The organism is Stenotrophomonas sp. Steno-Z10-HUANG (assembly GCF_056393075.1).
This window is the reverse complement of record NZ_JBWJPA010000003.1, coordinates 392162-415167: the sequence shown is the minus strand read 5'-3', so window position 1 is coordinate 415167 and position 23006 is coordinate 392162. Positions and strand designations below refer to the sequence as shown.

Here is a 23006-nt window from a genome sequence, read left to right as displayed (position 1 = left end):
GGGAGAGGGCCCGCCGGCTCTTTACTCAATAACGCATGTTCTGCTGCCAGTAGGTCTCGATCTGGCGGACCAGCGGGGCCGGCAGCGGCACGTAGTCCAGCTGGCGGGCCTGGGCGCTGCCGTTGGCATAGATCCAGCGGAAGTACTCGACGGTGGCCTTGGCGCCTTCCACGGTCTTGGGCTGCTTGCGCATCAGGATGAAGTTGGTGGCGGTGATCGGCCAGGACTGCTCGCCCGGGGCGTTGGTCATCACCAGGTAGAAGTCCTTGGCGTTGGCCCAGTCGGCGCTGGCGGCGGCGGCCGAGAAGGTCTCGTCGCGCGGCTGCACGAAGTTGCCGGCGGCGTTCTTCAGGCGCGAGAAGGTCAGGCGGTTCTGCAGCGCATAGGAGAACTCGACGTAACCGATCGCGCCGCGGATCTGCTTGACGTAGGCGGCTACGCCTTCATTGCCCTTGCCGCCAATGCCCACCGGCCACTGCACGGTGGTGCCTTCGCCGACCTGCTTCTTCCAGTCGGCGCTGACCTTGGACAGGTAGTTGGTGTAGTTGAAGCTGGTGCCCGAGCCGTCGGAGCGGTGCACGACGGTGATCTTGGCGTCCGGCAGGGTCAGGCCGGCGTTGAGGGCGACGATGGCCGGATCGTTCCACTTGGTGATCTTGCCCAGGAAGATGTTGGCAAGCGTCGGCCCGTCCAGCTTCATCGCACCGGCTTCCACGCCGGCCACGTTGATCACCGGGACCACGCCGCCGATCACCGACGGGAACTGCACCAGGCCCGCGGCGGCCAGTTCCTCGGGCTTGAGCGGGGCATCGGACGAGCCGAAATCCACCGTATTGGCCTTGATCTGGGCAATGCCGCCGCCCGAGCCGATGGACTGGTAGTTCACCTTCTTGCCGGTGGCGGCGCTGTAGTCGGCCGACCACTTGGACATGACCGGGTAGATGAAGGAAGCGCCGGCGCCGGTGACGTCGGCGGCATTGGCGGCGAACACGGACGACGCGGCGAGGATGGCGACGACGGCGCGCGATTTGATGGCGTGGATCACGAATGGCTCCTGGCAGGTGAATGTGCGGTCAGTTCCGCCCGGCGCCTATTCCATAACCATTCGATGACAACGCCGCGTCTGTCATGTGACGCGGACATGACAGGCGCCGCGGAGCCGGACCGGTGTTGCGGCGGCGGCCAGCGGAGGGCGGTGAGCCCGTGGCCTTCAGGTGGCGGGCGCCGTCGCCGGGCGCGACGCCGGTAGCGTGGGGGAGCTGGAAGACGCCGCAACGCCGCCGGCGATGGGCTGCCACGTGGCCCCGCGCACGGCAGGAGCGGAGGGGGGAGGGCTTCCCGCGCGTGGCGTGTCGGGGACCGTTGCGAGCGCCGTGCGCGATGCGCAAGGGCGAGGGGGGGGGGGGCGCCGGCCGGCAACGGCCACGCCGCGGCAACGGGCAACCCGCACGCCCGGCCGGTGGCCTGCACGGGCCGCAGCGCGGCACAGGCTGAAACGACGAACGCCCCTTGCGGGGCGTCCGTGGTGCAGCGTGGAGCGGGAGCCGCTTACCAGAAGAACTGCAGGCGGGCTTCCAGGATGTTCGGCTTGTCAGCGACGAAGCCGCGCGCGCTGGAGGAGTACTTCTTGCTGTCGACCATCACGTAGTTCAGCGAGGCCTTGAAGTTGGAGCGCCAGTACCAGTTGGCGCCGACGGTCCAGATGTCCATCTTGCCGCCCAGCACGCCGTCCACCAGCGGGGCGCCGCCGGCGACGGCCGGCGCGCGCAGGCCGCCGTCGTTCAGGTCGATGTGGTCGAAGCGCGCGCCCAGCTGCCACATGCCACGGCCCGGCTCGTCCGGCAGGCCCAGGCTCGGGGTGCCGCCCTTGTAGCCCCAGGTCTCGCCGGTGACGTTCCACACGCCGCTGACGTAGTAGCCGTCGGTGGTGTAGTTGCCGTGGTCGTAACGCTTGACCTTGGCGCTGTAGTACTCGCCCTGGGCCTTGAACGGGCCGTGCACGTACATCGCTTCGGCGCCGAGCGTGCCGATGCGGTCGGTGTCCTTCAGGTCGCCGCTGTCGACCAGGCGCACGGTGGCCAGGTCGGCGTTCGGGCGTGCGCGCAGGCGCAGGGTGTCGGCGTCGGTGTCGTAGTCGGCGTAGCTCAGGCCGAAGTGCAGGATGTTGCCCTTCTCGTTGATCGGGGCGAAGGTGCCGCGCACGCCGTAACCGCTGCCGTGGGCCAGGTTGCGGGTCAGCTCGCGGCCGAAGGCCGACGCGGTGAGCGACCAGTTGGCGTCGCCGATGCCGTAGCCCACGCCGAGGCGGCGGGCGACGGCGTAGGTGTTGGTCACGGTGGCCTTGGAAATGAAGTCGTTGTTCTTGGTGCTGGACAGTTCTTCCAGGCTGTTGGGCTGCTTGAACTGGCCGGCCTGCAGGAAGTGGTTGGCGTTGCCGCCCAGCTTGTACTTGAGGTTGGTGTCCAGGAACTTGTCGGCCTTGGCGTCGTAGCCGACCACCCACTCGACGTTGCCCGGGCCCTTGCCCTTCAGCACCAGCTCGGCGCGGCGCAGCTCGAACTCGCTGTCCTTGCCGTTCATCCCAGTGGTGCCGTTGAGGTCGGCGCGGTCGTTGCTGAACCAGTTGCCGTCAGCCTGTACCAGGCCTTCAAACGTGATCTCGGAACCGCCAATGACGTCGATGGCGACTTCGGCATGGGCAGCCGGCGCGAACAGTGCCGCGGCGACGGCCGCCGTGAGGAGTTGGCGATGCAGTTTCATGGGATGGGTAGCCTTGCAGGCAGGTTGAGGATGGTGTGCAGGCTAGGGCGTAAAGATTGCGTAAATGTGACAGTCCCGCGACCTGCGCCGGCTGCCGCTGCGCCCATCCCGGCGTAGTGGACGGACCGGCTGTTACCGGCAGGTGTCGCGCAGATGGCAGTCGCGTGCGCCGGCGGGCGGCCCGCGAGGGGGCTGTCGGCCCCTGCATGGGCGCCTCGCGCGGCGGCCACGCGCGGCGGCATCAGGCGACGGTTTTGTCCTTGCAGTGGAACAGGTCGCGGATGACGCAATGCGCGCAGTGGAGCCTGCGCGCCGGGCCGCAGCGACGGATCGGCGCCATTGGGGCGATGCCGCGCCCGCGGCTGGCCCTGCCGCCGCCTCAGGCGACGGTCTTGTCCTTGCAGTGGCACAGGTCGCGGATCACGCACTGCGGGCAGTCCGGTTTGCGCGCCTTGCACACATAGCGTCCATGCAGGATCAGCCAATGATGCGCATCCTGCAGGAACTCCGCCGGGATCACCTTCAGCAACCCGTCCTCCACCGCGCGCACGTCCTTGCCCGGCGCCAGCCCGGTGCGGTTGGACACGCGGAAGATATGCGTGTCCACCGCCATCGTCGGTTCACCGAAAGCGGTGTTGAGCACCACGTTGGCGGTCTTGCGGCCAACCCCGGGCAGCGCTTCCAGCGCGGCGCGGTCGGCGGGTACTTCGCCGCCGTACTTCTCCACCAGGATCGTGCAGGCGGCGATCACGTTCTTGGCCTTGGCGTTGTACAGGCCGATGGTGGAGATGTAGGACTTCAGTCCTTCCTCGCCCAGTGCGAGGATCGCCTGCGCGGTGTTGGCCACCGGAAACAACTTGCGGGTGGCCTTGTTCACCCCGACATCGGTGGCCTGCGCCGACAGCGTCACCGCCACCAGCAGCTCGAACGGCGTGCGGTATTCCAGCTCGGTGGTCGGGTGCGGATTCAGTTCGCGCAGGCGGGTGAACATCTCACGCACTTCCGCGCCGTTCATGCGCCTGCTGCGTGACGCGCGCGCGCCCGCAGCGGCGCCGGCAGCGGGGCGCGCGCGTCCGGGCTTCGCCGCCGTCGTCATGCCGGCACCGGTGCCGGTTGCTGCCTTGGCCGCGGTGCGCGGGCTCGTCGGTTTCTTCATGGCTGCTTCGCCTTTGCCTGGGCGCGGGCCAGGATGGCCGCCGCGGCCGCGGGCAGGGCGGGTCTGCGGTCCGGCGCCGGCGGCGGTGCGCGCCGGGCCTCGCGCTCGGCGGCGCGCCGCGCCAGGCGCACGGCGCGGGCACGGTACCGCTCACGCGCCGCCCAGGCGCCCTGCAGCCGCTGCTGGGCCTGGGCCAGCCGTTGCGGCAGGTCCGGGTGCTGCGGGTCCAGCGTCGCGTCGCCGGGCTGCGGCGCGTAGTCCATCAGGCCGGCGTCGATCGCGGCGTCGAGGTTGTCGTCCAGCACGTACTGCAGCAGCTGGCGGGGGGATGCGGAAGCAGCGGGCATCGCGGTGCGGGTCAGCAGTTGCGGAATTCCGGGGCGCGGCGTTCCAGGAACGCGCGGGTGCCTTCGCGCATGTCCTCGGTGGAGAACATCAGCCCGAACTGCGCGCTTTCGTACTCCAGCCCTTCCTCGATGCCGCATTCGCCGCCGATATTGACCGCGTCGAGCATGCCGCGCAGCGCCAGCGGCGCGGCCTTGGCCAGCTGCGTGGCGATTTTCAGGGTTTCCGCTTCCAGCTCGGCGGCGGCGACCACGCGGTTGACGATGCCCAGCTGCTGGGCGCGGGCGGCGTCGATCGGCGCGCCGAGCAAACACAGTTCCAGGGTGGCGGCGCGGCCGGCCAGGCGCAGCAGGCGCTGGGTGCCGCCGAAGCCCGGGATCAGGCCGAGGTTGATTTCCGGCTGGCCGAGCCGGGCGCTGTCGGCGGCGATGCGCAGGTGGCAGGCCATGGCCAGTTCCAGCCCGCCGCCCAGTGCGAACCCGTTCACCATGGCGATCACCGGCCTGGGCAGGCGCTCGATGCGCCGCATCAGGCGCTGCCCGAGCAGCGAGAAGTCGCGCCCCTGGACCGCGCTGAGGCCGTTCATCTCGGCGATGTCGGCCCCGGCCACGAACGCCTTGGGGCCGGCGCCGGTCAGCACCACCACGCGCACGTCCGCGGCCGTGGCGGCGTCCGCGAACGCGGCGTCCAGCGCCTCCAGGGTCTGGCGGTTGAGCGCGTTGAGCTTCTCCGGGCGCTGCACGGTGATGGTGCGGACGCCGTCGCGGGTGTTGATCGAAACCGGTGCGTCGGACATGCGGACTCCACGAAAAGTTAAGAAAAAGTGATTGGGGAACTCCCGCCACGACCGTTGGTCAGAAGCCCTTGTCGTCAGTGGCGGTCCGCCGTTGTGGCGGCTATCCTAACCCGTCGCCTCTAGCGGCATGGTTGCCCTGAGACATCTTTCCTGGAGAACTGTTTGATGAAGTTGCGTTCTATCGCGGTCGCCGTGGCCGCCCTGGCCCTCACCGGCACTGCAATGGCCCAGGACGTCTCGTCCGAGAAGGGCAAGCTGAGCTACTACTTCGGATACGACTACGGCAACAACCTGGCCGAGCTCACCGGCCGCGGCGAACAGCTGGACATCGCCTCGGTGGTGAAGGGCCTGCAGGACGCGTACGCGAAGAAGCAGCCGGCGATCACCGCCGAGCAGCTGAAGCCGGCCGTCGAAGCGTTCCAGAAGCGCGAGCAGGGCCGTGCCGCGGCGGCCAAGGCCGAGTACGAGAAGGTGGCCGCGGAAAACAAGACCCGCAGCGACCAGTTCATGGCCGCCAACAAGGCCAAGGCCGGCGTGCAGACCCTGCCCAGCGGCGTCCAGTACCGCGTGATCGAGACCGGCAACGGCGCCAAGCCGACCCAGGCCAGCACCGTGCAGCTGCAGGTCGCCGGTCCGTTCCCCTACGGCCAGCGCCCGGAGAACGTGCAGGCCCACGACGTGCCGGCGCTGAAGCTGAGCGACGTGGAGATGCAGGCCATGCGCGAAGCGCTGCTGCAGATGCCGGCCGGCTCCAAGTGGGAAATCTCGCTGTCGCCGGACAAGGCCTTCGGTGCCGATCCGCGTACCGGCTTCCCGCCGAACGTGGCCGTCCAGTACGAAGTCAAGCTGGTCAGCGTCAAGTAACCACTGCCCGCAGTGGGCAGGACGAATGCGCCGGCGGCCAGTACGCCGGCGCATTTTTCATTGGGCTTCCCGGCGTTGCCTGCGCCGGGCATCCGCGCGCGGCGGCACGCCGCGATGACGGCCGCGACGCGGTGGCTGTCGCGCGGTACGCCCCGGTGCCCGCGTTCGCGCTAGGCTTGCAGGATGTCGCACTCGATGGATGCCACGCGCCGTGCCGTTTCCAGTCCCTGCATCGGAATCTGCTCGCTGGACCCGGCCGGCCACTGCCGTGGCTGCCTGCGCACGCGCGCGGAGATCGCCGGCTGGATGGGCATGAGCGAACACCAGCGCCGGCAGCTGATGCAGGACGTGCTGCCGCTGCGCGCGCGCGCCGCCGGTTCGCTGGCGGCGGCGCTGCCCGGGCACGAACGGCTGCTGCGCGCGTTGAACCCGCTGGCCGCCGCGCCTGCCGGCAAAGGCTGGAACCACGACGAGCTGGCCGACCTGCTGCCCCCGGGGCCCCCGGCCGAGGCCGCGGTGCTGGCCGGGCTGGTGCCGCGGCCGCAGGGCGTGCAGGTGCTGCTGACCCGCCGCACCGAGACCCTGCGCAACCACGGCGGCCAGGTCGGCTTTCCCGGCGGCCGCATCGAACCGGGCGACCGCAACCCGGTGGCGGCGGCGCTGCGCGAGAGCAGCGAGGAGATCGCGCTGCCGCATGAGCGGGTGCAGGCGCTGGGCTACCTGGATCCGTTCGTCACCATCTCCAGCTTCCGGGTGACCCCGGTGGTGGCGGTGATCGACCCGGCGTTCGTGCCGGTGCCGCAGCCTGCGGAAGTGGCCGAAGTGTTCGAAGTGCCGCTGGATTTCCTGATGGACCCGGGCAACCTGCGCCAGGTCGAGATCGACCACCGCGGCCGCGTCCGCCACGTGCTCGAGTACACCTGGCCGGGGCAGCGCATCTGGGGCGCCACCGCGGCCATCCTCTACAACCTGCGTCGCCGACTGGAGCAGACCCCATGAATGCCATCGCCCCGCCATGGACCACGCTGGTGGACGTCGCTTCGCTTGCCGCCGCCCTTGCCGCGCAAGCTCCGCGCCTGCTCGACGCCCGCGCCACCGCCAGCACCGCGCTGCGGCTGGTGGACGCGCGCTTCTCGCTGGCCGACCCGCAGTCCGGCGCCGCGCAGTATGCGGCGGGGCACCTGCCGGGCGCGGTGTATGCCGATCTCAACCGCGACCTGTCCGACCTGTCGCGGCAGGGCCACGGCCGTCACCCGCTGCCGGAAAGTGATGCCTTCGCCGCCACCGTGGGGCGCTGGGGCATCGGCCCGGATACCCAGGTGGTGGTCTACGACGCCGGCGACGGCAGCATGGCCGCGGCGCGGCTGTGGTGGCTGCTGCGGTTGATCGGCCACCGCCGGGTCGCGGTGCTCGATGGTGGGCTGGCGGCCTGGCAGGCCGCCGCGCAGCCGCTGTCGACCGACCCGGCGGAGGTGCCGGCGTTGCCGCCGTATCCCGGGCGCTTCGACCTGTCACAGGTTGCCGCTGCCGACGAAATCGCCGCGCGCCTGTCGCAGGCGCCGGGCTGGCTGATCGACGCCCGTGCCGGCGAACGCTACCGCGGCGAGGTCGAGCCGCTGGACCGGGTCGCCGGGCATGTGCCGGGCGCGCGCAACCGCCCGTTCGCGCTCAACCTGCGCGATGGCCGCTTCCGCCCGGCGGCGGAGCTGCGCGCCGAACTGGAACCGTTGCTGGGCACCTACGCGCCGGGCGAGGCGGTGATGATGTGCGGCTCCGGCGTCACCGCCTGCCACCTGCTGCTGGCCTTCGAGGTCGCCGGCCTGGGCGGGGCGCGGGTGTTCGCCGATTCGTGGAGTGGCTGGTCATCCGATCCCTCGCGCCCGGTGGCGCGCGCGTAGCAGCGGCCTGGGCGGCGAACGTGCCCGCCGGCGACGGCGGGCGTGGCGGTGCCTGCGCCCTGGCGGATTCCGGCGCGACTGCCGCGGCCAGCCAATGAACGGCTGTCCGCCGGCACCCACGGCTGTGCAGGTCTGCCCGGCCCGCCCGCTGGCGTCCACGGCAACGGCGCCCGCCGCGACGGGGCCTGCCCGGAATGGCGCTCCACCGCAGCGCCTGCCGCCATCGCCGGCGTCCGATGCATCCGCCCGGTCGCGGCTGAAGCCGCGCCTACGCGGCTGCCGGCAGGCGTTGCAGCGTGATCGCCGCCAGCACCGGGTCCCACGGGAACCGCGGCCCCGGATCGCGCTTGCGTGGCACCGTGCGCGCCGGGTCGTCGCTGGCCGCCACCTGCTCGGTGTCCAGATCCTCGTGGCCGGCGATCCAGCGCAATGCCGGCAGCCGCTGCGGCAGCCAGCGCAGCAGCGCCACCAGGGCGTCGATCTGGGCCTGCGGGTACGCCTCGTCCATCGCCTGGTGGCGCGAGTCCAGCCAGTGCGGGTAGCGGCCGCTGTTGACCAGTTCGATGCCGAGCGCGCGCGGGTTGATGCCGCGCACGTGGTGGGCGCTGCGTTCCGGCGCGACGTACTGGTGGATGCTGCCGTCGCGGTCGATGTAGTAGTGGCCGCTGTTGCCGGTGCCGCTGGCGTACAGCACGCGTTCGCCGTACGCGCGTGCCATCGCCAGGTCCGGCAGTTCGGTGCAGTGGATCACCACCAGGTCGATCGCGCCCGGTTCACGCAGCGCCAGCAGCGGCTCGTAGGGCAGGGGATCGATATGGATCGCGGGCATGGCGTGCATTGGCCGATGCTAGCATTGCCGCCCCGTCATGCTTCCCCCCACGGTGCCCCATGAGTCGCGGCCACTGCATCCTGTCCCATGGTTTCGAGAGCGGTCCCGACGCGACCAAGGTCACCGCGCTGGCCGAGGTGGCGCAGCGCCTGGGCTGGACCCATGAGCGCCCGGACTACACCGACCTCGATGCCCGCCGCGAGATCAGCGAAGTGGGCGACGTGCCGGGGCGCCTGCAGCGCCTGATCCGCCTGGCCGGCGAGGCCGCCGCGCGCGGCCCGGTGGTGCTGGCCGGGTCCAGCCTTGGCGCCTATATCTCCGCCATCGCCTCGCTGCAGGTACCGGTGCGCGGGCTGTTCCTGATGGTGCCGCCGACCCGGATGGGGCCGATGCCGGCGCTGGACGCGGCACCGGTGCCGACCAGCGTGGTCCATGCCTGGGGCGACGAACTGATCCCGCCGGCCGCGGTGATCGCCTGGGCGCAGGCCCGTGCCGCGCGGCTGCTGCTGGTCGACGACGGCCACCGCCTGGAACACCACGTCGACGCCTCGGCACGCGAATTCGAAGCCCTGCTGCAGGTCTTGTAACGGCTGCCGATCCCTTGGATGCGGGGCTTGCCCCGCATGTGGCTTCACCGGGAACGCTTCATGCGCGGCAAGCCCCGCATCTACATGGGCCCCGTACAATGGCGCCCCCGGCCCATTGCCGTTCCCCCGTGATGCCCCCCGTGAAATTCTTCGTTTCCTGCGCCAAGGGCCTGGAGTACCTCCTGGCCGACGAACTGCTGGCGCTCGGCCTGCCCCGCGCCACCGCGACCATCGCCGGGGTCAATGCCGAAGGGGAACTGCGCGACGCCCAGCGCGTGGTGCTGTGGTCGCGCCTGGCCAGCCGCGTGCTGTGGCCGCTGGCCGAGTTCGACTGCCCGGACGAGGGCTCGCTGTACCAGGGCGTGCTGGCGATGCCGTGGGAAACGCATCTGGACGCCGAATTGACCCTGGCGGTCGATGCGCATGTCTCCGGTGACGCCATCACCCACGCGCGTTTCGCCGCGCAGCGGATCAAGGACGCCGTGGTGGACCGGCTGCGCGGGCAGGGACTGGAGCGGCCGTCGGTGAACGTCGAGTTGCCGGACGTGCGCATCAACCTGTCGCTGCGCAAGGGCCGGGCCACGATCTCCATCGACCTCGGCGGCGGTTCGCTGCACCGGCGCGGCTGGCGCCTGGCGCAGAACGATGCACCGCTCAAGGAAAACCTGGCCGCCGCGGTGCTGCTGCGCGCCGGCTGGCCGAAGATCCACGCCGAAGGCGGCGGCCTGCTCGACCCGATGTGCGGCGGCGGTACGCTGCTGATCGAAGGCGCGCTGATGGCCGCCGACGTCGCGCCCGGGCTGCAGCGTTATGCGGATCCCTCCGCAACGGCCCGGCCATCCATGGCCGGACTTTCCACCAGGCCGCCGAGCCGCTGGCGCGGTTTCGACCAGGCGCAGTGGCGCGAACTGGTGGCCGAGGCGCGCGAGCGCGAGCGCGTCGGCCGCGCCGCGTTGAAACAGGTCATCCACGGCAGCGACCTCGACCCGCAGGCGATCCGTGCGGCCAGGCAGAACGCCGAGGAAGCCGGTGTCGGCCAGGCCATCTGGTTCGGCGTGCGCGACGTGGCCGACCTGCAGGTGCCGCCGCAGGAAACCGGCTGCGTGGTCTGCAACCCGCCCTATGACGAGCGCCTGGCCGCCGACGCCGCGCTGTACCGCCGCCTGGGCGAGGCGCTCAAGCGCACGGTGCCGCAGTGGCGCGCCAGCCTGCTGTGCGGCAACGCCGAGCTGGCCTTCGCCACCGGCCTGCGCGCGCGCAGGACCTACCAGCTGTTCAACGGCGCCATCGAGTGCACGCTGATCGTCTGCGACCCCATCGCGGTGGCCGGGCGCGCGGACGACGGCCAGCCGCGGGAACTCAGCGAGGGCGCGCAGATGGTGGCCAACCGTCTGCGCAAGAACCTGAAGAAGTTCAAGAGCTGGCGTGCGCGCGAGAACGTGAGCTGCTTCCGTGCCTACGACGCCGACCTGCCGGAGTACGCGGCGGCCATCGACGTCTACCAGGAGGACGGCGGCAAGCGCCGCATCTTCCTGCACGTGCAGGAATACGCCGCACCGGCCACCATCCCCGACGCCGACGTGCGCCGCCGCCGCAACGAGCTGCTGGCCGCGGCGCGCGAGGTGTTCGAGGTGCCGGCCGAGCAGGTGGCGCTGAAATCGCGCGAGCGCGGCAAGGGCGGCAGCAAGTACGGCCGCTTCGAGCAGCGCGGCGAGTTCATCCTGGTGCGCGAGAACGAGACGCTGCTGCGGGTGAACCTGTTCGACTACCTGGACACCGGCCTGTTCCTCGATCACCGCCCGCTGCGCCGGCACATGGCCGCGCAGGCGCGCGGCAAGCGTTTCCTCAACCTGTTCTGCTACACCGGCGTGGCCAGCGTGGAAGCGGCGGTGGCCGGCGCGGCCGCGACCACCAGCGTCGACCTGTCCGGTACTTACCTGCAGTGGTGCGCCGACAACCTGGCCCTGAACGGCATGGGCGGCAGCCGCCACCAACTTGTGCAGGCTGATGCGATCCAGTGGCTGGAGGCCGAGCAGCGCCAGTACGACGTGATTTTCTGCGACCCGCCGACCTTCTCCAACTCCGCGCGCGCCGAGGACTTCGACGTGCAGCGCGAGCAGCTGCGCCTGTTGCGCGCGGCGGTGGCGCGGCTGGCGCCGGGCGGCGTGCTGTACTTCTCCAACAACTTCCGCCGCTTCAAACTCGAAGAGAACGCCATCGCCGGGTTCGCGCGCTGCCGCGAGATCAGCGCCAGGACCATCGGTCCGGATTTCGAACGCAACGCCCGCATCCACCGCGCGTGGGAGCTGCAGCGGCTGGAGTGACGCACGCGCCGGCATCGCCAGCCGGCAACATGCCAAAGCCACTTTCTGCATGAAGCAGATGCAGGGCTTCTGTCATCGGCGGGAAACGCGCGGCGCCGACCATGCGCGCCGCGGGTCGGCATTGCCGGCCCGGTTCCCTGCCTACCGGAGTCCGAAGTGAAGCGTTGCCTGTTGACGATGGCCGTTGGCGCCGTCCTGCTTCCCCTTGCCTGCACCGACGCGCGCGCCGCCACCGCTACCGCCGCTGGCGCTGACGTGGCCGCCCAGCCGACCACCCTGGACGCGATGATCGTCACCGGCACGCGTGGTTCCAACCGCACCCAGTTCGACACGCTGGCACCGGTGGACGTGTTCTCGCAGGAGGAAATCCAGGCCGTCGAGTCCACCGACCTGTCCGACGTGCTGGCGCAGCTGGTGCCGTCGTTCGTGGTGCAGCGCCTGCCGATGGCCGATGGCCAGGTGTTCGTGCGCCCGGCCACGCTGCGCGGCCTGTCGCCGGACCAGACCCTGGTGCTGGTCAACGGCCGCCGCTTCCATCGCTCGGCGCTGCTCGGCTCGCGCGGTGCGCAGGGGCCGGATCTTTCGCAGATCCCGACCAGCGCGATCAAGCGCATCGAGGTGCTGCGCGACGGTGCCTCGGCACAGTACGGTTCCGATGCCATCGCCGGCGTCATCAACATCATCCTCGACGACAGCATCGGCAGCGAGTTCACCCTGGGCGCGTCCGAGTACGCCGAGGGCGACGGCAGCGCCCGCCGCTTCGGTGCCCGCACCGGCGTCGGCCTGGGGCAGGCCGGCGTGCTGTCGCTGTTCCTCGACTACGACACCGCCGATGCCACCTCGCGCAGCCGCCAGCGCCCCGACGCGATCGCCTTCCAGAACGCACACCCCGAGCTGCAGGTGCCCGATCCGGTGCAGCGCTGGGGCCAGCCCGACCTGGAAAACCGGCGGCTGGGCTTCAACCTGAAACTGCCGTTCGGGCAGACCGCCGAGGCCTACGCCCATGGCCTGTACAACAGCGGCGAGGGGGTCAGCGATTTCAACTGGCGCAATCCCGACGGCACCGCCTCGGTGTACAGGCCGACCGCGGTGTTCCCCGGCTGGGACGTGCGCAGCCTGTACCCGACCGGCTTTTCGCCCAAGTACGGCAGCGACTACGACGACCTGCAGCTGGTGGCCGGCGTACGCGGCCAGTTCACCCCCGATCTGAGCTGGGACGTCAGCGGCGCCTATGGCCGCAACCGCATCGAGTACACCCTGGACGAGTCGATCAACGCCTCGCTGGGCCCGGCCAGCCCGACCGCGTTCTACCTGGGGCGGCTGTCGCAGGTGGAGAAGAACCTCAACGCCGATTTCGTCTACGCACTGCCGCTGGCGGCGCTGCCGGCACCGCTGAACATTGCCTTCGGCGCGGAGTTCCGCGAGGAAACCTACGGCGTGGATGCCGGCGACCCGGCGTCGTACGCGATCGGCCCGGGCGCGGCGGCCGGGCTGGCCGGCAACTCCAACGGCGCGCCGGGCTTCGGCCCGGACAACGCCGGGCGCTGGAGCCAGCGCAGCCATGCCGCCTACGTGGACGTGGAGGCGCCGGTGAGCGCGCGCTGGAATGTCGGCGCAGCCGCGCGCTACGAGCGCTTCTCCAGTTTCGGCGGCACCCTCGACGGCAAGCTCTCCAGCCGCTTCGAGATCACCCCGGCATTCGCGCTGCGCGGCTCGGTGTCCACCGGCTTCCGCGCACCGACCCCGGGCCAGCTGTACACCACCAGCACCGTGCAGGGGCTGGACACGGTGACGCTGCAGGTCTTCACCTCGGGCCGGCTGTCGCCGAACGATCCGCTGGCGCGCCTGCTGGGCGCCCGCGCGCTCAAGCCGGAACAGTCGCGCACCGCGTCCCTGGGGCTGGCCTGGCGCAACGAGGCCGGTCTGTCCGGCTCGGTGGACCTGTACGACATCAAGGTCACCGACCGCTTCAGCCAGTCGGCGTCGTTCCAGATCCCGGCCGGGGTGCCCAACCCGATGGGCTACACCTCGGTCAGCTACTTCACCAATGACTTCGATACCACCACGCGCGGCGTGGACCTGGTGGGCAGCTGGGTGGGCGACGCCGGCCCGGGCCAGCTCAACCTGACGCTGGGCTGGAACTACAACCGCACGCAGGTGGACAAGGGCGCGACCAGCGTCGCCACCAGCCAGACCCAGCGGGTGATCTTCGAGGAACGGCTGCCGCGGCAGAAGGGCACTTTCAGCGCCAACTACGACATCGGCAACTGGACCGTGCTGGGCAAGCTGCGCCATTACGGCGCCTGGACCGATGCCACCGGCAATGCCACCGGCGACATCTTCCAGCGCTTCGGCGACATGCAGTTCTTCGACCTGGCGGTGGCCTACCGCTTCAATGCGGGCAACAGCCTGCGCATCGGTGCCGACAACCTGTTCGACCGCTACCCGGACGAGGCGGTGTTCCAGGCCAGCCGCGGCCTGGTGTACTCGCGCAATGCGCCGTACGACACCGACGGGCGCAATGTCTATGCCGAGTACCGGGTGGCGTTCTGAGCATGGACGGCGCACGACGACGCCTGCTGCGCGGTGCCGCGCTGATGCCATTGGCCGCGGGCGCGCCGGCGATGGCGACGGCTGCCGCGCCGGCGCTGCCGGAGCCGCCGGCGGGGGTGTCGCCGGCGCAGCTGGCCGGCGATGAAACCTACTGGGCGGCGGTGGCGGCCCAGTACGACCTCGGCGACGAAGTGGTCATGCTCGACAACGGCTACTGGGGGGCGATGGCGCGGCCGGTGCTGCAGGCGTACGCGCAGGCCACCGTCGAGGTGAACCGCGGCAATGCCTGGTTCGGGCGGGTCGCGTTTCCGCAGCGCATGCGCGTGGTGCAGCGGCAGCTGGCCGACTTCCTCGGCGTGGGCGAGGACGAGGTGGTGCTCACCCGCGGCGCGACCGAAGCGCTGCAGGCACTGATCGGCGGCTACAACCGGCTGCGCCCGGGCGACCAGGTGCTGTATGCGGACATCGACTACGACAGCACCATCACCGCGATGCAGTGGCTGCGCGCGCGACGCGGCGTCGAGCCGGTGGCGATCGCCCTGCCCGAGCCCTGCGGCCATGCGCAGGTGCTGGAGGCCTATACGCAGGCGCTGCAGCGCAACCCGCGCCTGAAACTGATGCTGCTGACCCAGGTGAACCACCGCAACGGCATGCTGCTGCCGGTGGCGGAGATCGCGGCCATGGCCCGCGCCCGCGGCGTGGACGTGATCGTCGATGCGGCCCATGCCATCGGCCAGGTCGAGACCCGCATCGACGGCCTGGGCGCGGACTTCGTCGGCATCAACCTGCACAAGTGGATCGGCGCGCCGGTCGGCGTGGGCGCGATGTACGTGCGCCGCGGACGGGTGGCCGACATCGACCCGTACATGGGCGATCCGGATCGCGGCATCGCCAGCCGCGTGCATACCGGCACCGCCAATTTCGCCGCGTTCCTGGCGCTGCCGGCGGCGCTGGCGTTCCACCAGCGCATCGGCACCGCAGCCAAGCGCGCGCGCCTGCTGCGCCTGCGCGACCAGTGGCGCGACGCGGCACGCGCGCTGCCGGGGCTGCAGCTGCTGGGGTCGGACGAGCCGCGGCTGAGCAGCGCGATCGCCTCGTTCCGGCTGGTGGGGCAGGTCACGCTGCAGCAGAACATCGGCGTGGCCCGGCGCCTGCTCGAGGAGCACGGGGTGTTCACCGTGCACCGCGACGGCCTGGCGCACGGCGCCTGCGTGCGGGTCACGCCGGGCATCTTCACCTCGCCGGCGCAGATCGACCGGCTGGTGGCGGGGCTGCGCAGGCTTGCCGGTGCCGCCTGACGGCATGCATGGGGATGCGGGACGGCCGTGGGGCGGGGACAGGGCCCCACGGCCGCGCGGCGTTCATGCCGGCTGCAGCACGATGCAGTCCACCGGGCAGGGCGGGAGGCACAGTTCGCAGCCGGTGCACAGGTCGGCCAGCACGGTGTGCATGAACTTGGCGCCGCCGACGATGGCATCCACCGGACAGGCCTGGATGCACTTGGTGCAGCCGATGCAGTCGGCCTCGACGATCACCGCGACCTGTGCCGGCGCGTGCGTGCCGCGGCTGCGGTCGTAGGGCCGCGCCGGCACGCCCAGGATGTGCGCCAGCGTGCGGGCGCCGGCGTCGCCGCCGGGCGGGCAGTGGTCGATGCCGGCTTCGCCGCGCGCCATCGCCGCGGCATACGGGCGGCAGCCGTCGTAGCCGCACTGCCCGCACTGGGTCTGCGGCAGCACCCGGTCCAGGCGTTCGATCAGGGTGTCGTGGGTGTCGTGCATGGGGATCAGGAAACCGGCCTGCCGCGGTACCAGCGTTCGTGCGCCAGGGCCAGCATCGGCCTGTCCTCGCGGCTGTCGCCATAGGCGTGGATGCGCTGGAACGCGCCCAGGTCGAACCGCCGGCGGATATGCGCCACCTTGCGTGGCCCGCAGTCGCCATCGGCGTAGCGGCCGGTGAGGCGGTTGTCCTGCACTTCCAGCCGGTTGCAGATCAGCTGCAGGCCCAGCTGGTCGCACCACGACTGCAGGTACAGGTCGATGGAGGCCGAGACCACCGCCACCGTGTGGCCCTGCGCCCGGTGCCACTGGATCTGCTCCAGCATCTCCGCGCGGACCATGCCGGGCAGGTGGTCGCGGGCATAGTCGCTGGCCATCTGCGCGATCTCGCCGGCGTGGCGGCCGCTGAACACCTGCGCGGTGACGCGGCGGCGGATGCGCGTGGCCGAAATCAGCTTCAGCCGATAGGCCAGCAGCCACGGCCCGACCCGCCACCATGCCTGCGCGCGCTGCTCGGGCGTGGCCACGCGACGCAGGAACCGGCTGTAGGTGTCGCAGACGGTGATGGTGTGGTCGAAATCGAACAGGGCCAGTTCCATGGTTCCAGTGCCGATGCGGGGCGTTCTCTGGCAAAGGGGACGCGATGCGGCCGGGGAAAGGGCAGGCGCGGAGCGTGGCCCCGGGCCCGCATGCGCAGGCCCGCGACCGCCGGCCGTACCGCTGCCGGGGTCAGCGTACCGGCATGCCCGGCTGCGCGCCGGCATCGGCGTCGAGCAGGGCCAGCGCGCCGCCGTCGAAGCCGGCTGACAGGATCATGCCTTCGCTGAGGCCGAAACGCATCTTGCGCGGCGCCAGGTTGGCGATGAACACCACGTTGCGGCCCACCAGCGTTTCCGGCTCGCCGTAGCTGCCGCGGATGCCGGAGAAGATCTGCCGCTGGCCGAGGTCGCCGGCGTCGAGCAGGAAGCGCAGCAGCTTGTCCGAGCCCTCGACGAAGCCGCACTCGAGCACCTTGCCGATGCGCAGGTCGAGCTTGGCGAAGTCGTCGATGCCGATATACGCGGGCGTCTCACCGTCGGCCTTGGGCTCGGTCTTCGCTTCCACCTTGGCGGGCTTTTCGGCCTTGGCCGGCTTGGCCTCGGCGGCGGGCGGGGAAGTCAGGGTGTCCCTGGAGGCGTCGGTCATGGCGTCGATCATCTTGGGGTCGATACGGGTGAACAGCGCCACGTAGGGCGCGATGGTGTGGGCGGTGAGCGGGACGGCGATGTCGGCCCAACCGTGCATCGGCGCATTGAGGAAGCCCTCGGCCTGCAGCGCGGTGGCCGGCAGCACCGGCTTGAGCGCGGCCACCAGCACGCGGAACAGGTTCAGGCCCTGGGTGCAGACCGCCTGCAGTTCGGCCCCGGCGCCTGACCGGCCGTTATCAAGCTCCTTGGCGATCACCCACGGCTTGGCGTCGTCGATGTACTTGTTGGCCTCGTCGGCCAGCGCCATGGTCAGGCGGATCGCGGCGGCCGGGTCGTTGCGCTCGTAGGCCTCGCGCACCGGCGCCAGCGCGGCGACGAAGCGGTCGTACTGGGCCGGGTCCGGCAGTGCGTCGGCCAGGCGCCCGTCGAAACGCTTGGAGATGAAGCCGGCGCAGCGGCTGGCCAGGTTGACGAACTTGCCGACCAGGTCGGCATTCACGCGGGCGCTGAAGTCGGCCAGGTTCAGGTCCAGGTCGTCGACGCCGCCGGAGGACTTGGCGGCGAAGTAGTAGCGCAGCGCTTCCGGCGCCAGGCCAACGTCCAGGTAGGTGCGGGCCATGACGAAGGTGCCGCGCGACTTGCTCATCTTGGCGCCGTCCACGGTCAGGTAGCCGTTGACGTGCAGCCTGGTCGGCGCGCGCAGGCCGGCGCCGTGCAGCACCGACGGCCAGAACAGGCCGTGGAAGTTGACGATGTCCTTGCCGATGAAGTGGTGCAGTTCGGTGCTGCTGTCGGCGGCCAGCACCGCGTCGAAGTCGTCGCCGGTCTTCGCGCACAGGTTGCGGAAGCTGGACAGGTAGCCGATCGGCGCGTCCAGCCACACGTAGAAGTACTTGCCCGGCGCGCCCGGGATCTCGAAGCCGAAATAGGGGGCGTCGCGGGAGATGTCCCAGGCGCGCAGCCCGCCCTCGGCGTCCAGCCACTCGGCCAGCTTGGCCTTCACCCCCGGCAGGGCGACGTCGCCGGCCAGCCAGTCGCGCAGGAAGTCCTGGAAGCGGCCGACCTCGAAGAAGTAATGCTCCGAATCGCGGATCTCGGGCGTCGCGCCGGACACCACCGACTTCGGGTCGATCAGGTCGGTCGGGCCATAGGTGGCGCCGCAGACCTCGCAGTTGTCGCCGTACTGGTCCGGCGACTTGCACTTCGGGCAAGTGCCCTTGATGTAGCGGTCGGGCAGGAACATGCCCTTGGCCGGGTCGTAGAACTGCGCCACCGAGCGGCGGCTGATATGGCCGGCGGCGTCGAGCCGCTGGTACAGCGCCTCGGTCAGCTCGCGGTTGGCGGCCGAGTTGGTCGAGTCGTAGTGGTCGAATTCGACCCCGAAGGCAAGGAAATCGCGCTCGTGGCTGGCTTGGATGTTGGCGATGAAGGTTTCCGGGCTGACCCCGGCCTTCTCCGCGGCCAGCATGATCGGCGTGCCGTGGGTGTCGTCGGCGCACACGTACCAGACCTTGCCGCCCATCAGCCGGCGCGCGCGCACCCAGATGTCGGCCTGGATGTAGCCGACCAGGTGGCCCAGGTGCAGCGGGCCGTTGGCATAGGGCAGGGCATTGGTGACGAGCGCGGTACGGGTCATGGCCGTTGGCAGGAACAGAGGGGACCGCCGATTATCGCATGCCGCGCCGCGGCGACCGGTAAACCCGCCCCGTACGCGCGAAACCCGGCCTGGGCCGGGTTTCGCGGGGGGCTGCCGGTGGCGTGCCGGGGTACGCCGGCGGGCGGGTTACATCCGTTCCCACACCTGCGACTTGCAGATGAAGGCGATGCAGCCGGAGACCTGCAGTTTGCGGCCGCCTTCGATCAGCTCCATCTTGGACTTGTAGACCTTGCCCTCGTCGGGCTTGAGGATGCTGCCGCCGCTCCACTTGTTGGCGCCGTCGGCGCGCATGCCGCGGATGATCTCCATGCCGGTGATCGGCTTGCCCTTGCGGTCGTCGCTGCACTTGTCGCAGGTCGGGTTGGGGCGGCTGGGGTTGAGCAGCTCGACGATGCGGCCATGCAGCGCGCCGTTGCTGGTGCGGCTGATCTCGACGATCGACTTGGCCCGGTGGGTGTCCGGGTCGATCTGCCGCCAGCGGCCTTCGGCGCTGGTGTTGTCGGCCTGGGCCGCGGTGATGCCGGCCATGGCCAGCGGCAGGGCCAGCAACAGGGTCTTGAAGGTCTTGCGCATGTGTCCCCTCCCAGGGCGGATGGCGTGGTCAGGAGCGACCGGGTGCAGGCGAATGTATACCCATTCGCTGCGGTACGGAATCCGCACCGCAGCACGCCCGGTCAGGGCCGGATCAGCCGCCTCAGCGGTAGCCGACCCGCTTGCGGTTGTCGGCCGACACGCGGTCGATCAGCTTGTTGTAGGGGTCGAAGCCGACCTCGTCCGGGCGCCCGTCGACGGTCACGGTGAACGCCGGCGCGGCCGTGGTGACGTGGTGGCGCTGCAGGTACAGCACCTTCTCGTCGCGCTCCTTGCCCGAGGGCCCCTTGGCGAACACGCCGACCTCGATCCAGTCGTCCAGCGTCCCCGGCGTTTCCTTGCCCAGGCCGTCGGCATAGCGCTTGTCGGCATGCAGGTTCATGGTCACGTCGTAGCGGCCGTCGGCACGCCGGGTCGCGGTGGCTTCGACCACGCGGTTGTCGTAGAAGCCGATCTTCTCGAACAGGTCGGTGATCAGCGCCTGGTGCGCCGGGCCGGCCTCGGCGCGGATGAACTCCAGCAGCTCGACCGAGGTGGTGTACGGCGGCTGCTGGAAGGCCTTGGCCTGGAGGAAGCGTGACAGCGCCCGGTTCAGGGCCTGCTCGCCCATCTCCTCGCGCAGCCGGTAGAACACCAGCGAGCCCTTCTGGTAGTGGATGTACTGCTGGTTCTCCACCCGGTACAGGGGCAGCTCCTCGACGTCCTCGCCACCACGCCCGGACAGGTACTTGTCCAGTTCGTCCTTGAGGAACTGGCGCATGTGGCCGCGCCCGTACTCCTTCTCCATCACCATCAGCGCCGAGTACTGCGACAGCGACTCGGACAGCACGGTCGCGCCCTGCATGTTGGCGCCGATCACCTGGTGCGCCCACCACTGGTGCGCCACCTCGTGCGCGGTGACGTAGAACACGTAGTCCACGTCATCCTTGTCGCGCAGGTCGGCGATGAAGCCGATCGATTCGGAATACGGAATGGTGTTGGCGAAACTCTGCGCGAACGAGCGGTAGCCCGGGAACTCGATGATGCGCACCTGCTTGTGCTGGTACGGGCTGAAGTTGGCCTCGTAGTAGGCCAGCGATTTCTGCACGCCTTCGATCATCCGGTCCACGTTGTACGGATGTTTGGGGTCGTGGTAGATCTCGATCGGGATGCCGTTGTAGGCCGCTTTCTTCACTTCCCAGCGTGCCGACAGGTAGGCGTAGAAGTTCAGCATCGGCCGGTCCATGGCGTAGCTGAAGCAGCGGCGGCCATCGCGTTCGAACGCCTTCTGCAGGTAGCCCGGCGCCAGCGCGATCTGGTCCGGTGCGGTGCAGATGGTGCTGCGGAAATCCAGCCAATCGGCGTCGTTGGAGATGTAGTTGTTGGCGCGCGCGGCCGCATCCTCCAGCCGCGGCATGCGCGTGGGCTCGCCGAGACCGCGCTTGCGGCGTTCGTTGCGGTCGCTGATCTCCACCCCGGTGTCGTAGCCGAACGTCGGCAGCACGCGGCTGTTGAAGAAACTGCCGTTGTCGACGATCTCGGTCTGCGCCTGGCCGGCGGTGATGCCGTCGGGGTGGATGTCCACGGTGAAGGTGATGTCGCGCTCCTCGCCGGGCTGCATCGGCGCATCCAGCGTATAGATGCGGTACCCCAGCTGCGCGTCGTGGGTGGTCAGCCGGGCGCCGCCCAGCTCGATGCCGGCCAGCGTGCGGTCGTCGGCCATCGCCACATGGATCGCCGGGATGGCCGTGGCATGGGTGTTGCGCACCCGGTAGCGGCCGTCGATGCGCACGCTCTGGGTTTCCGGATGCAGGTCGACGTGGTTGTCCACGGCGACGATGCGCGGCTGCGGCAGGTCCTTGTACTTGCGGTACTCGCGCTCGTAGCGGGCCTGGCGGTCCAGCACCTGGTCCGGCGAGACGAACTCGTTGCGGATGTTGGTGTTCCAGTACAGCCAGCCGCCGCAGCCGATGAACGCCAGCACGGCGGCGGCCAGGCCCGCGCCCAGCGGGCCGCGCAGGCGTTGCCGGGCCAGGCGCAGGCGCTGGCGCCAGGCCGGATCGACGCCGCGCACCCACAGCGCCGCGCACAGCAGCAGCAGGACCAGCAGGAACAGCGTCCAGTAGCCCTGGAAGGCCAGCTGCCCTGTCAGGAAATGGCCGTAACCGTTCATGTCCGAGTACGGCGCGTTCGGCCAGCTGCCGAAGTTGTACAGGTTCTGGGTGTAGTCGAGCATGCCCAGCACCGACTGCCCGATCAGCAGCAGGATCAGCAGCGCGTACCCCAGGAACTTGTTGTTGCTCAGTACCTGCAGCACCAGCGCCATGCCGCCCATCAGGATGTAGACCACCGAGTTCAGCGCCAGCGTCTTGATGTACAGCAGCGGTTCGAGCTGGGTGTAGCCCTTGGCCAGCTGGATGGCGATGGCGGTAAGCCCGCCCACGGCCTGGAACGCGGCGACCACCGTGACCAGGGTGAGGAACTTGCCCAGCAGCGGCACCCAGTTGGGCACCGGCATCGCATCGCTGATGCCAGCGATGCGCGCGCTGCGCTCGCGCCACACCAGCTCGCCCGCGTAGAACAGCACGATGATGATCAGCAGGAAGCTGTAGCTGCCCTGCAGGGCCTCCAGCATCTGCGAGGTCACCGGCCAGCTGGGCGTGCCGTACAGGGTGCGGCGGTGCAGGGCGCTGGGAATGAAGTTGGCCATGCCCAGCACCAGCAGCACCAGGAACGGCGCACTGCGGAACACGCCCAGCGCATCGAAGCCGACCTGGCGCAGCAGCTGCCGCCAGCCGGTGGCGGCAGTGAATGCCGGGGTGACCCGGGGGGCGACCACCTGGCTGCGCTTGCCGTCGGTGGTGGCGACGCTGGCGGTCTTCCTGCCGCGCCTGCGGCCGGTGCCGCTGCGTTCGGTGCGGAACAGGGCGAAGGTGGCGGCGAACAGGGCGGCGGTGACCGCCAGCCACAGCAGCCGGTTCTCCAGCAGGTAGCCGCTGAAGGCGGGCAGGCCGGTGTTGCGCTCCTCGGCCGACCAGTAGCGCATCGCCTGGCCCATCGCGCGCATGCCCAGCGGGTCGAGCAGCGAAGCGACGCGCAGGTTGTCGATGTCGGCCAGCAGGGCGCGGCTGACGCCGTACAGCACGAAGAACACGATGACGCCGATGTAGACCCACAGGATGTTGCGGGTGGTCACCGCCAGCAGCGACAGCAGCGCGGTGGTGAACAGCACGTTCGGCAGCACCATGAACGCGAACGACCACAGGTACGGGCGCAGCGACACCGGCCCGAGCCGCGCGGCGTCGATCCAGGGCATGAACTGCGCCACGAACAGGCCGGCGCCGATGATGGCGTACATCAGCAGGCTGGCCAGCAGCGCGGCGCCAAGCCGGCCGAGCAGGTAGTCGCGGCGCCGGATCGGGCTGGAGAACACCAGTTCCGAGGTGCCCAGCTCGAAGTCGCGCAGCAGCGCATTGCTGACGAACAGGCTGACCACCAGCAGCCCGATCAGGGTGAAGGCGGTCATGAAGGTGGCGATCACCGACGGTGCATTGCGGTGCACGTTGCCGATGCCGCCGCCGATCTGCACGGCATCGCTGGAGGCCGCGCCGAAGGCGAGCAGCGCGAACAGCGCCGCCAGCAGCCACAGCAACGGGGAACGCAGCTGCTCGCGCAGCTCGAAGCGCAGGAAGGCCAGGGTCATGG

Annotated in this window: 18 protein-coding genes; 7 read left to right on the top strand and 11 right to left on the bottom strand. The window is 70.2% G+C overall.

From position 1 onward, the window contains the following. Window positions 1–25 precede the first annotated feature (25 nt). The 5 genes from pstS to AC06E6_RS06920 all read right to left on the bottom strand — a co-directional run bounded on the left by pstS (window position 26) and on the right by AC06E6_RS06920 (window position 5057). Window positions 26–1045: a phosphate ABC transporter substrate-binding protein PstS gene (pstS, locus tag AC06E6_RS06940; RefSeq protein WP_104939171.1), complete on the bottom strand. Its 1020-nt coding sequence runs from the start codon at window positions 1043–1045 to the stop codon at window positions 26–28. 503 nt (window positions 1046–1548) lie between these two features. Next, window positions 1549–2760, bottom strand: coding sequence for an OprO/OprP family phosphate-selective porin (locus AC06E6_RS06935; protein WP_104939170.1), 1212 nt, complete (start codon window positions 2758–2760; stop codon window positions 1549–1551). Between the two features lie 379 nt (window positions 2761–3139). Continuing rightward, the gene (gene nth, locus AC06E6_RS06930; protein ID WP_478060708.1) at window positions 3140–3775 is read right to left on the bottom strand and encodes an endonuclease III; all 636 of its coding nucleotides are present in this window, start codon (window positions 3773–3775) and stop codon (window positions 3140–3142) included. A gap of 137 nt (window positions 3776–3912) precedes the next feature. After that, window positions 3913–4278: a hypothetical protein gene (locus AC06E6_RS06925; RefSeq protein ID WP_409476806.1), complete on the bottom strand. Its 366-nt coding sequence runs from the start codon at window positions 4276–4278 to the stop codon at window positions 3913–3915. Next, the gene (locus AC06E6_RS06920) at window positions 4275–5057 is read right to left on the bottom strand and encodes an enoyl-CoA hydratase/isomerase family protein (RefSeq protein ID WP_104939167.1); all 783 of its coding nucleotides are present in this window, start codon (window positions 5055–5057) and stop codon (window positions 4275–4277) included. Before AC06E6_RS06920 ends, AC06E6_RS06925 begins: the two co-directional genes overlap by 4 nt. 165 nt (window positions 5058–5222) lie before the next feature. Here AC06E6_RS06920 and AC06E6_RS06915 point away from each other — a divergent pair, with 165 nt between their 5' ends. The 3 genes from AC06E6_RS06915 to AC06E6_RS06905 all read left to right on the top strand — a co-directional run bounded on the left by AC06E6_RS06915 (window position 5223) and on the right by AC06E6_RS06905 (window position 7819). Next, entirely contained in the window at window positions 5223–5921 is a 699-nt protein-coding gene (locus AC06E6_RS06915) for an FKBP-type peptidyl-prolyl cis-trans isomerase N-terminal domain-containing protein (RefSeq protein WP_104939166.1), read from the top strand. A gap of 195 nt (window positions 5922–6116) precedes the next feature. Further along, window positions 6117–6920: a CoA pyrophosphatase gene (locus AC06E6_RS06910; protein WP_161613555.1), complete on the top strand. Its 804-nt coding sequence runs from the start codon at window positions 6117–6119 to the stop codon at window positions 6918–6920. Next, window positions 6917–7819, top strand: coding sequence for a sulfurtransferase (locus AC06E6_RS06905; protein ID WP_161613556.1), 903 nt, complete (start codon window positions 6917–6919; stop codon window positions 7817–7819). Before AC06E6_RS06910 ends, AC06E6_RS06905 begins: the two co-directional genes overlap by 4 nt. A gap of 268 nt (window positions 7820–8087) precedes the next feature. Here the strand turns inward: AC06E6_RS06905 and AC06E6_RS06900 are convergent, their stop codons facing one another. Further along, window positions 8088–8648: an N-acetylmuramoyl-L-alanine amidase gene (locus AC06E6_RS06900; RefSeq protein WP_104940223.1), complete on the bottom strand. Its 561-nt coding sequence runs from the start codon at window positions 8646–8648 to the stop codon at window positions 8088–8090. 59 nt (window positions 8649–8707) lie between these two features. On the opposite strand from AC06E6_RS06900, the gene AC06E6_RS06895 reads away from it, so the two are divergent. The 4 genes from AC06E6_RS06895 (at window position 8708) to AC06E6_RS06880 (ending at window position 15410) form a co-directional block, all read left to right on the top strand. Beyond that, on the top strand, window positions 8708–9235 hold the full coding sequence (locus tag AC06E6_RS06895; protein WP_240211809.1) for an alpha/beta hydrolase: 528 nt from the start codon (window positions 8708–8710) through the stop codon (window positions 9233–9235). Between the two features lie 140 nt (window positions 9236–9375). Next, window positions 9376–11559, top strand: coding sequence for a bifunctional 23S rRNA (guanine(2069)-N(7))-methyltransferase RlmK/23S rRNA (guanine(2445)-N(2))-methyltransferase RlmL (gene rlmKL, locus AC06E6_RS06890; protein ID WP_478060705.1), 2184 nt, complete (start codon window positions 9376–9378; stop codon window positions 11557–11559). Window positions 11560–11736: 177 nt separating this feature from the next. After that, window positions 11737–14112, top strand: coding sequence for a TonB-dependent receptor plug domain-containing protein (locus tag AC06E6_RS06885; RefSeq protein ID WP_275692475.1), 2376 nt, complete (start codon window positions 11737–11739; stop codon window positions 14110–14112). 2 nt (window positions 14113–14114) lie between these two features. Beyond that, window positions 14115–15410 carry an aminotransferase class V-fold PLP-dependent enzyme gene (locus tag AC06E6_RS06880; protein ID WP_240211812.1) on the top strand — a complete coding sequence of 432 codons (1296 nt, stop codon included), beginning with the start codon at window positions 14115–14117 and terminating at the stop codon, window positions 15408–15410. A 63-nt stretch (window positions 15411–15473) separates the two neighbouring features. Here the strand turns inward: AC06E6_RS06880 and rnfB are convergent, their stop codons facing one another. From rnfB to AC06E6_RS06855, 5 genes are all read right to left on the bottom strand, one after another. Next, on the bottom strand, window positions 15474–15890 hold the full coding sequence (rnfB, locus tag AC06E6_RS06875; protein WP_240211813.1) for an Rnf electron transport complex subunit RnfB: 417 nt from the start codon (window positions 15888–15890) through the stop codon (window positions 15474–15476). Between the two features lie 5 nt (window positions 15891–15895). Further along, a complete protein-coding gene (locus tag AC06E6_RS06870; RefSeq protein ID WP_104939159.1) occupies window positions 15896–16486 on the bottom strand; it encodes an HAD family hydrolase in 591 nt (196 codons plus the stop codon). 130 nt (window positions 16487–16616) lie between these two features. Continuing rightward, a complete protein-coding gene (gene metG, locus AC06E6_RS06865) occupies window positions 16617–18710 on the bottom strand; it encodes a methionine--tRNA ligase (RefSeq protein ID WP_240211814.1) in 2094 nt (697 codons plus the stop codon). A gap of 147 nt (window positions 18711–18857) precedes the next feature. Further along, window positions 18858–19304 carry a DUF2147 domain-containing protein gene (locus tag AC06E6_RS06860; RefSeq protein WP_104939157.1) on the bottom strand — a complete coding sequence of 149 codons (447 nt, stop codon included), beginning with the start codon at window positions 19302–19304 and terminating at the stop codon, window positions 18858–18860. Window positions 19305–19425: 121 nt separating this feature from the next. After that, window positions 19426–23004, bottom strand: coding sequence for an ABC transporter permease/M1 family aminopeptidase (locus tag AC06E6_RS06855; protein ID WP_240211815.1), 3579 nt, complete (start codon window positions 23002–23004; stop codon window positions 19426–19428). Window positions 23005–23006: the final 2 nt, after the last annotated feature.

Bases quoted from the DNA above. Each gene is read 5' to 3' on its own strand.
- AC06E6_RS06910 (WP_161613555.1), top strand. From the start codon at position 6,117: ATGGATGCCACGCGCCGTGCCGTTTCCAGTCCCTGCATCGGAATCTGC.
- metG (WP_240211814.1), bottom strand. From the start codon at position 18,710: ATGACCCGTACCGCGCTCGTCACCAATGCCCTGCCCTATGCCAACGGC.
- AC06E6_RS06900 (WP_104940223.1), bottom strand. From the start codon at position 8,648: ATGCCCGCGATCCATATCGATCCCCTGCCCTACGAGCCGCTGCTGGCG.
- AC06E6_RS06905 (WP_161613556.1), top strand. From the start codon at position 6,917: ATGAATGCCATCGCCCCGCCATGGACCACGCTGGTGGACGTCGCTTCG.
- nth (WP_478060708.1), bottom strand. From the start codon at position 3,775: ATGAACGGCGCGGAAGTGCGTGAGATGTTCACCCGCCTGCGCGAACTG.
- AC06E6_RS06870 (WP_104939159.1), bottom strand. From the start codon at position 16,486: ATGGAACTGGCCCTGTTCGATTTCGACCACACCATCACCGTCTGCGAC.
- rnfB (WP_240211813.1), bottom strand. From the start codon at position 15,890: ATGCACGACACCCACGACACCCTGATCGAACGCCTGGACCGGGTGCTG.
- AC06E6_RS06895 (WP_240211809.1), top strand. From the start codon at position 8,708: ATGAGTCGCGGCCACTGCATCCTGTCCCATGGTTTCGAGAGCGGTCCC.
- AC06E6_RS06885 (WP_275692475.1), top strand. From the start codon at position 11,737: ATGGCCGTTGGCGCCGTCCTGCTTCCCCTTGCCTGCACCGACGCGCGC.
- AC06E6_RS06855 (WP_240211815.1), bottom strand. From the start codon at position 23,004: ATGACCCTGGCCTTCCTGCGCTTCGAGCTGCGCGAGCAGCTGCGTTCC.
- AC06E6_RS06860 (WP_104939157.1), bottom strand. From the start codon at position 19,304: ATGCGCAAGACCTTCAAGACCCTGTTGCTGGCCCTGCCGCTGGCCATG.
- AC06E6_RS06935 (WP_104939170.1), bottom strand. From the start codon at position 2,760: ATGAAACTGCATCGCCAACTCCTCACGGCGGCCGTCGCCGCGGCACTG.
- AC06E6_RS06915 (WP_104939166.1), top strand. From the start codon at position 5,223: ATGAAGTTGCGTTCTATCGCGGTCGCCGTGGCCGCCCTGGCCCTCACC.
- AC06E6_RS06880 (WP_240211812.1), top strand. From the start codon at position 14,115: ATGGACGGCGCACGACGACGCCTGCTGCGCGGTGCCGCGCTGATGCCA.
- AC06E6_RS06920 (WP_104939167.1), bottom strand. From the start codon at position 5,057: ATGTCCGACGCACCGGTTTCGATCAACACCCGCGACGGCGTCCGCACC.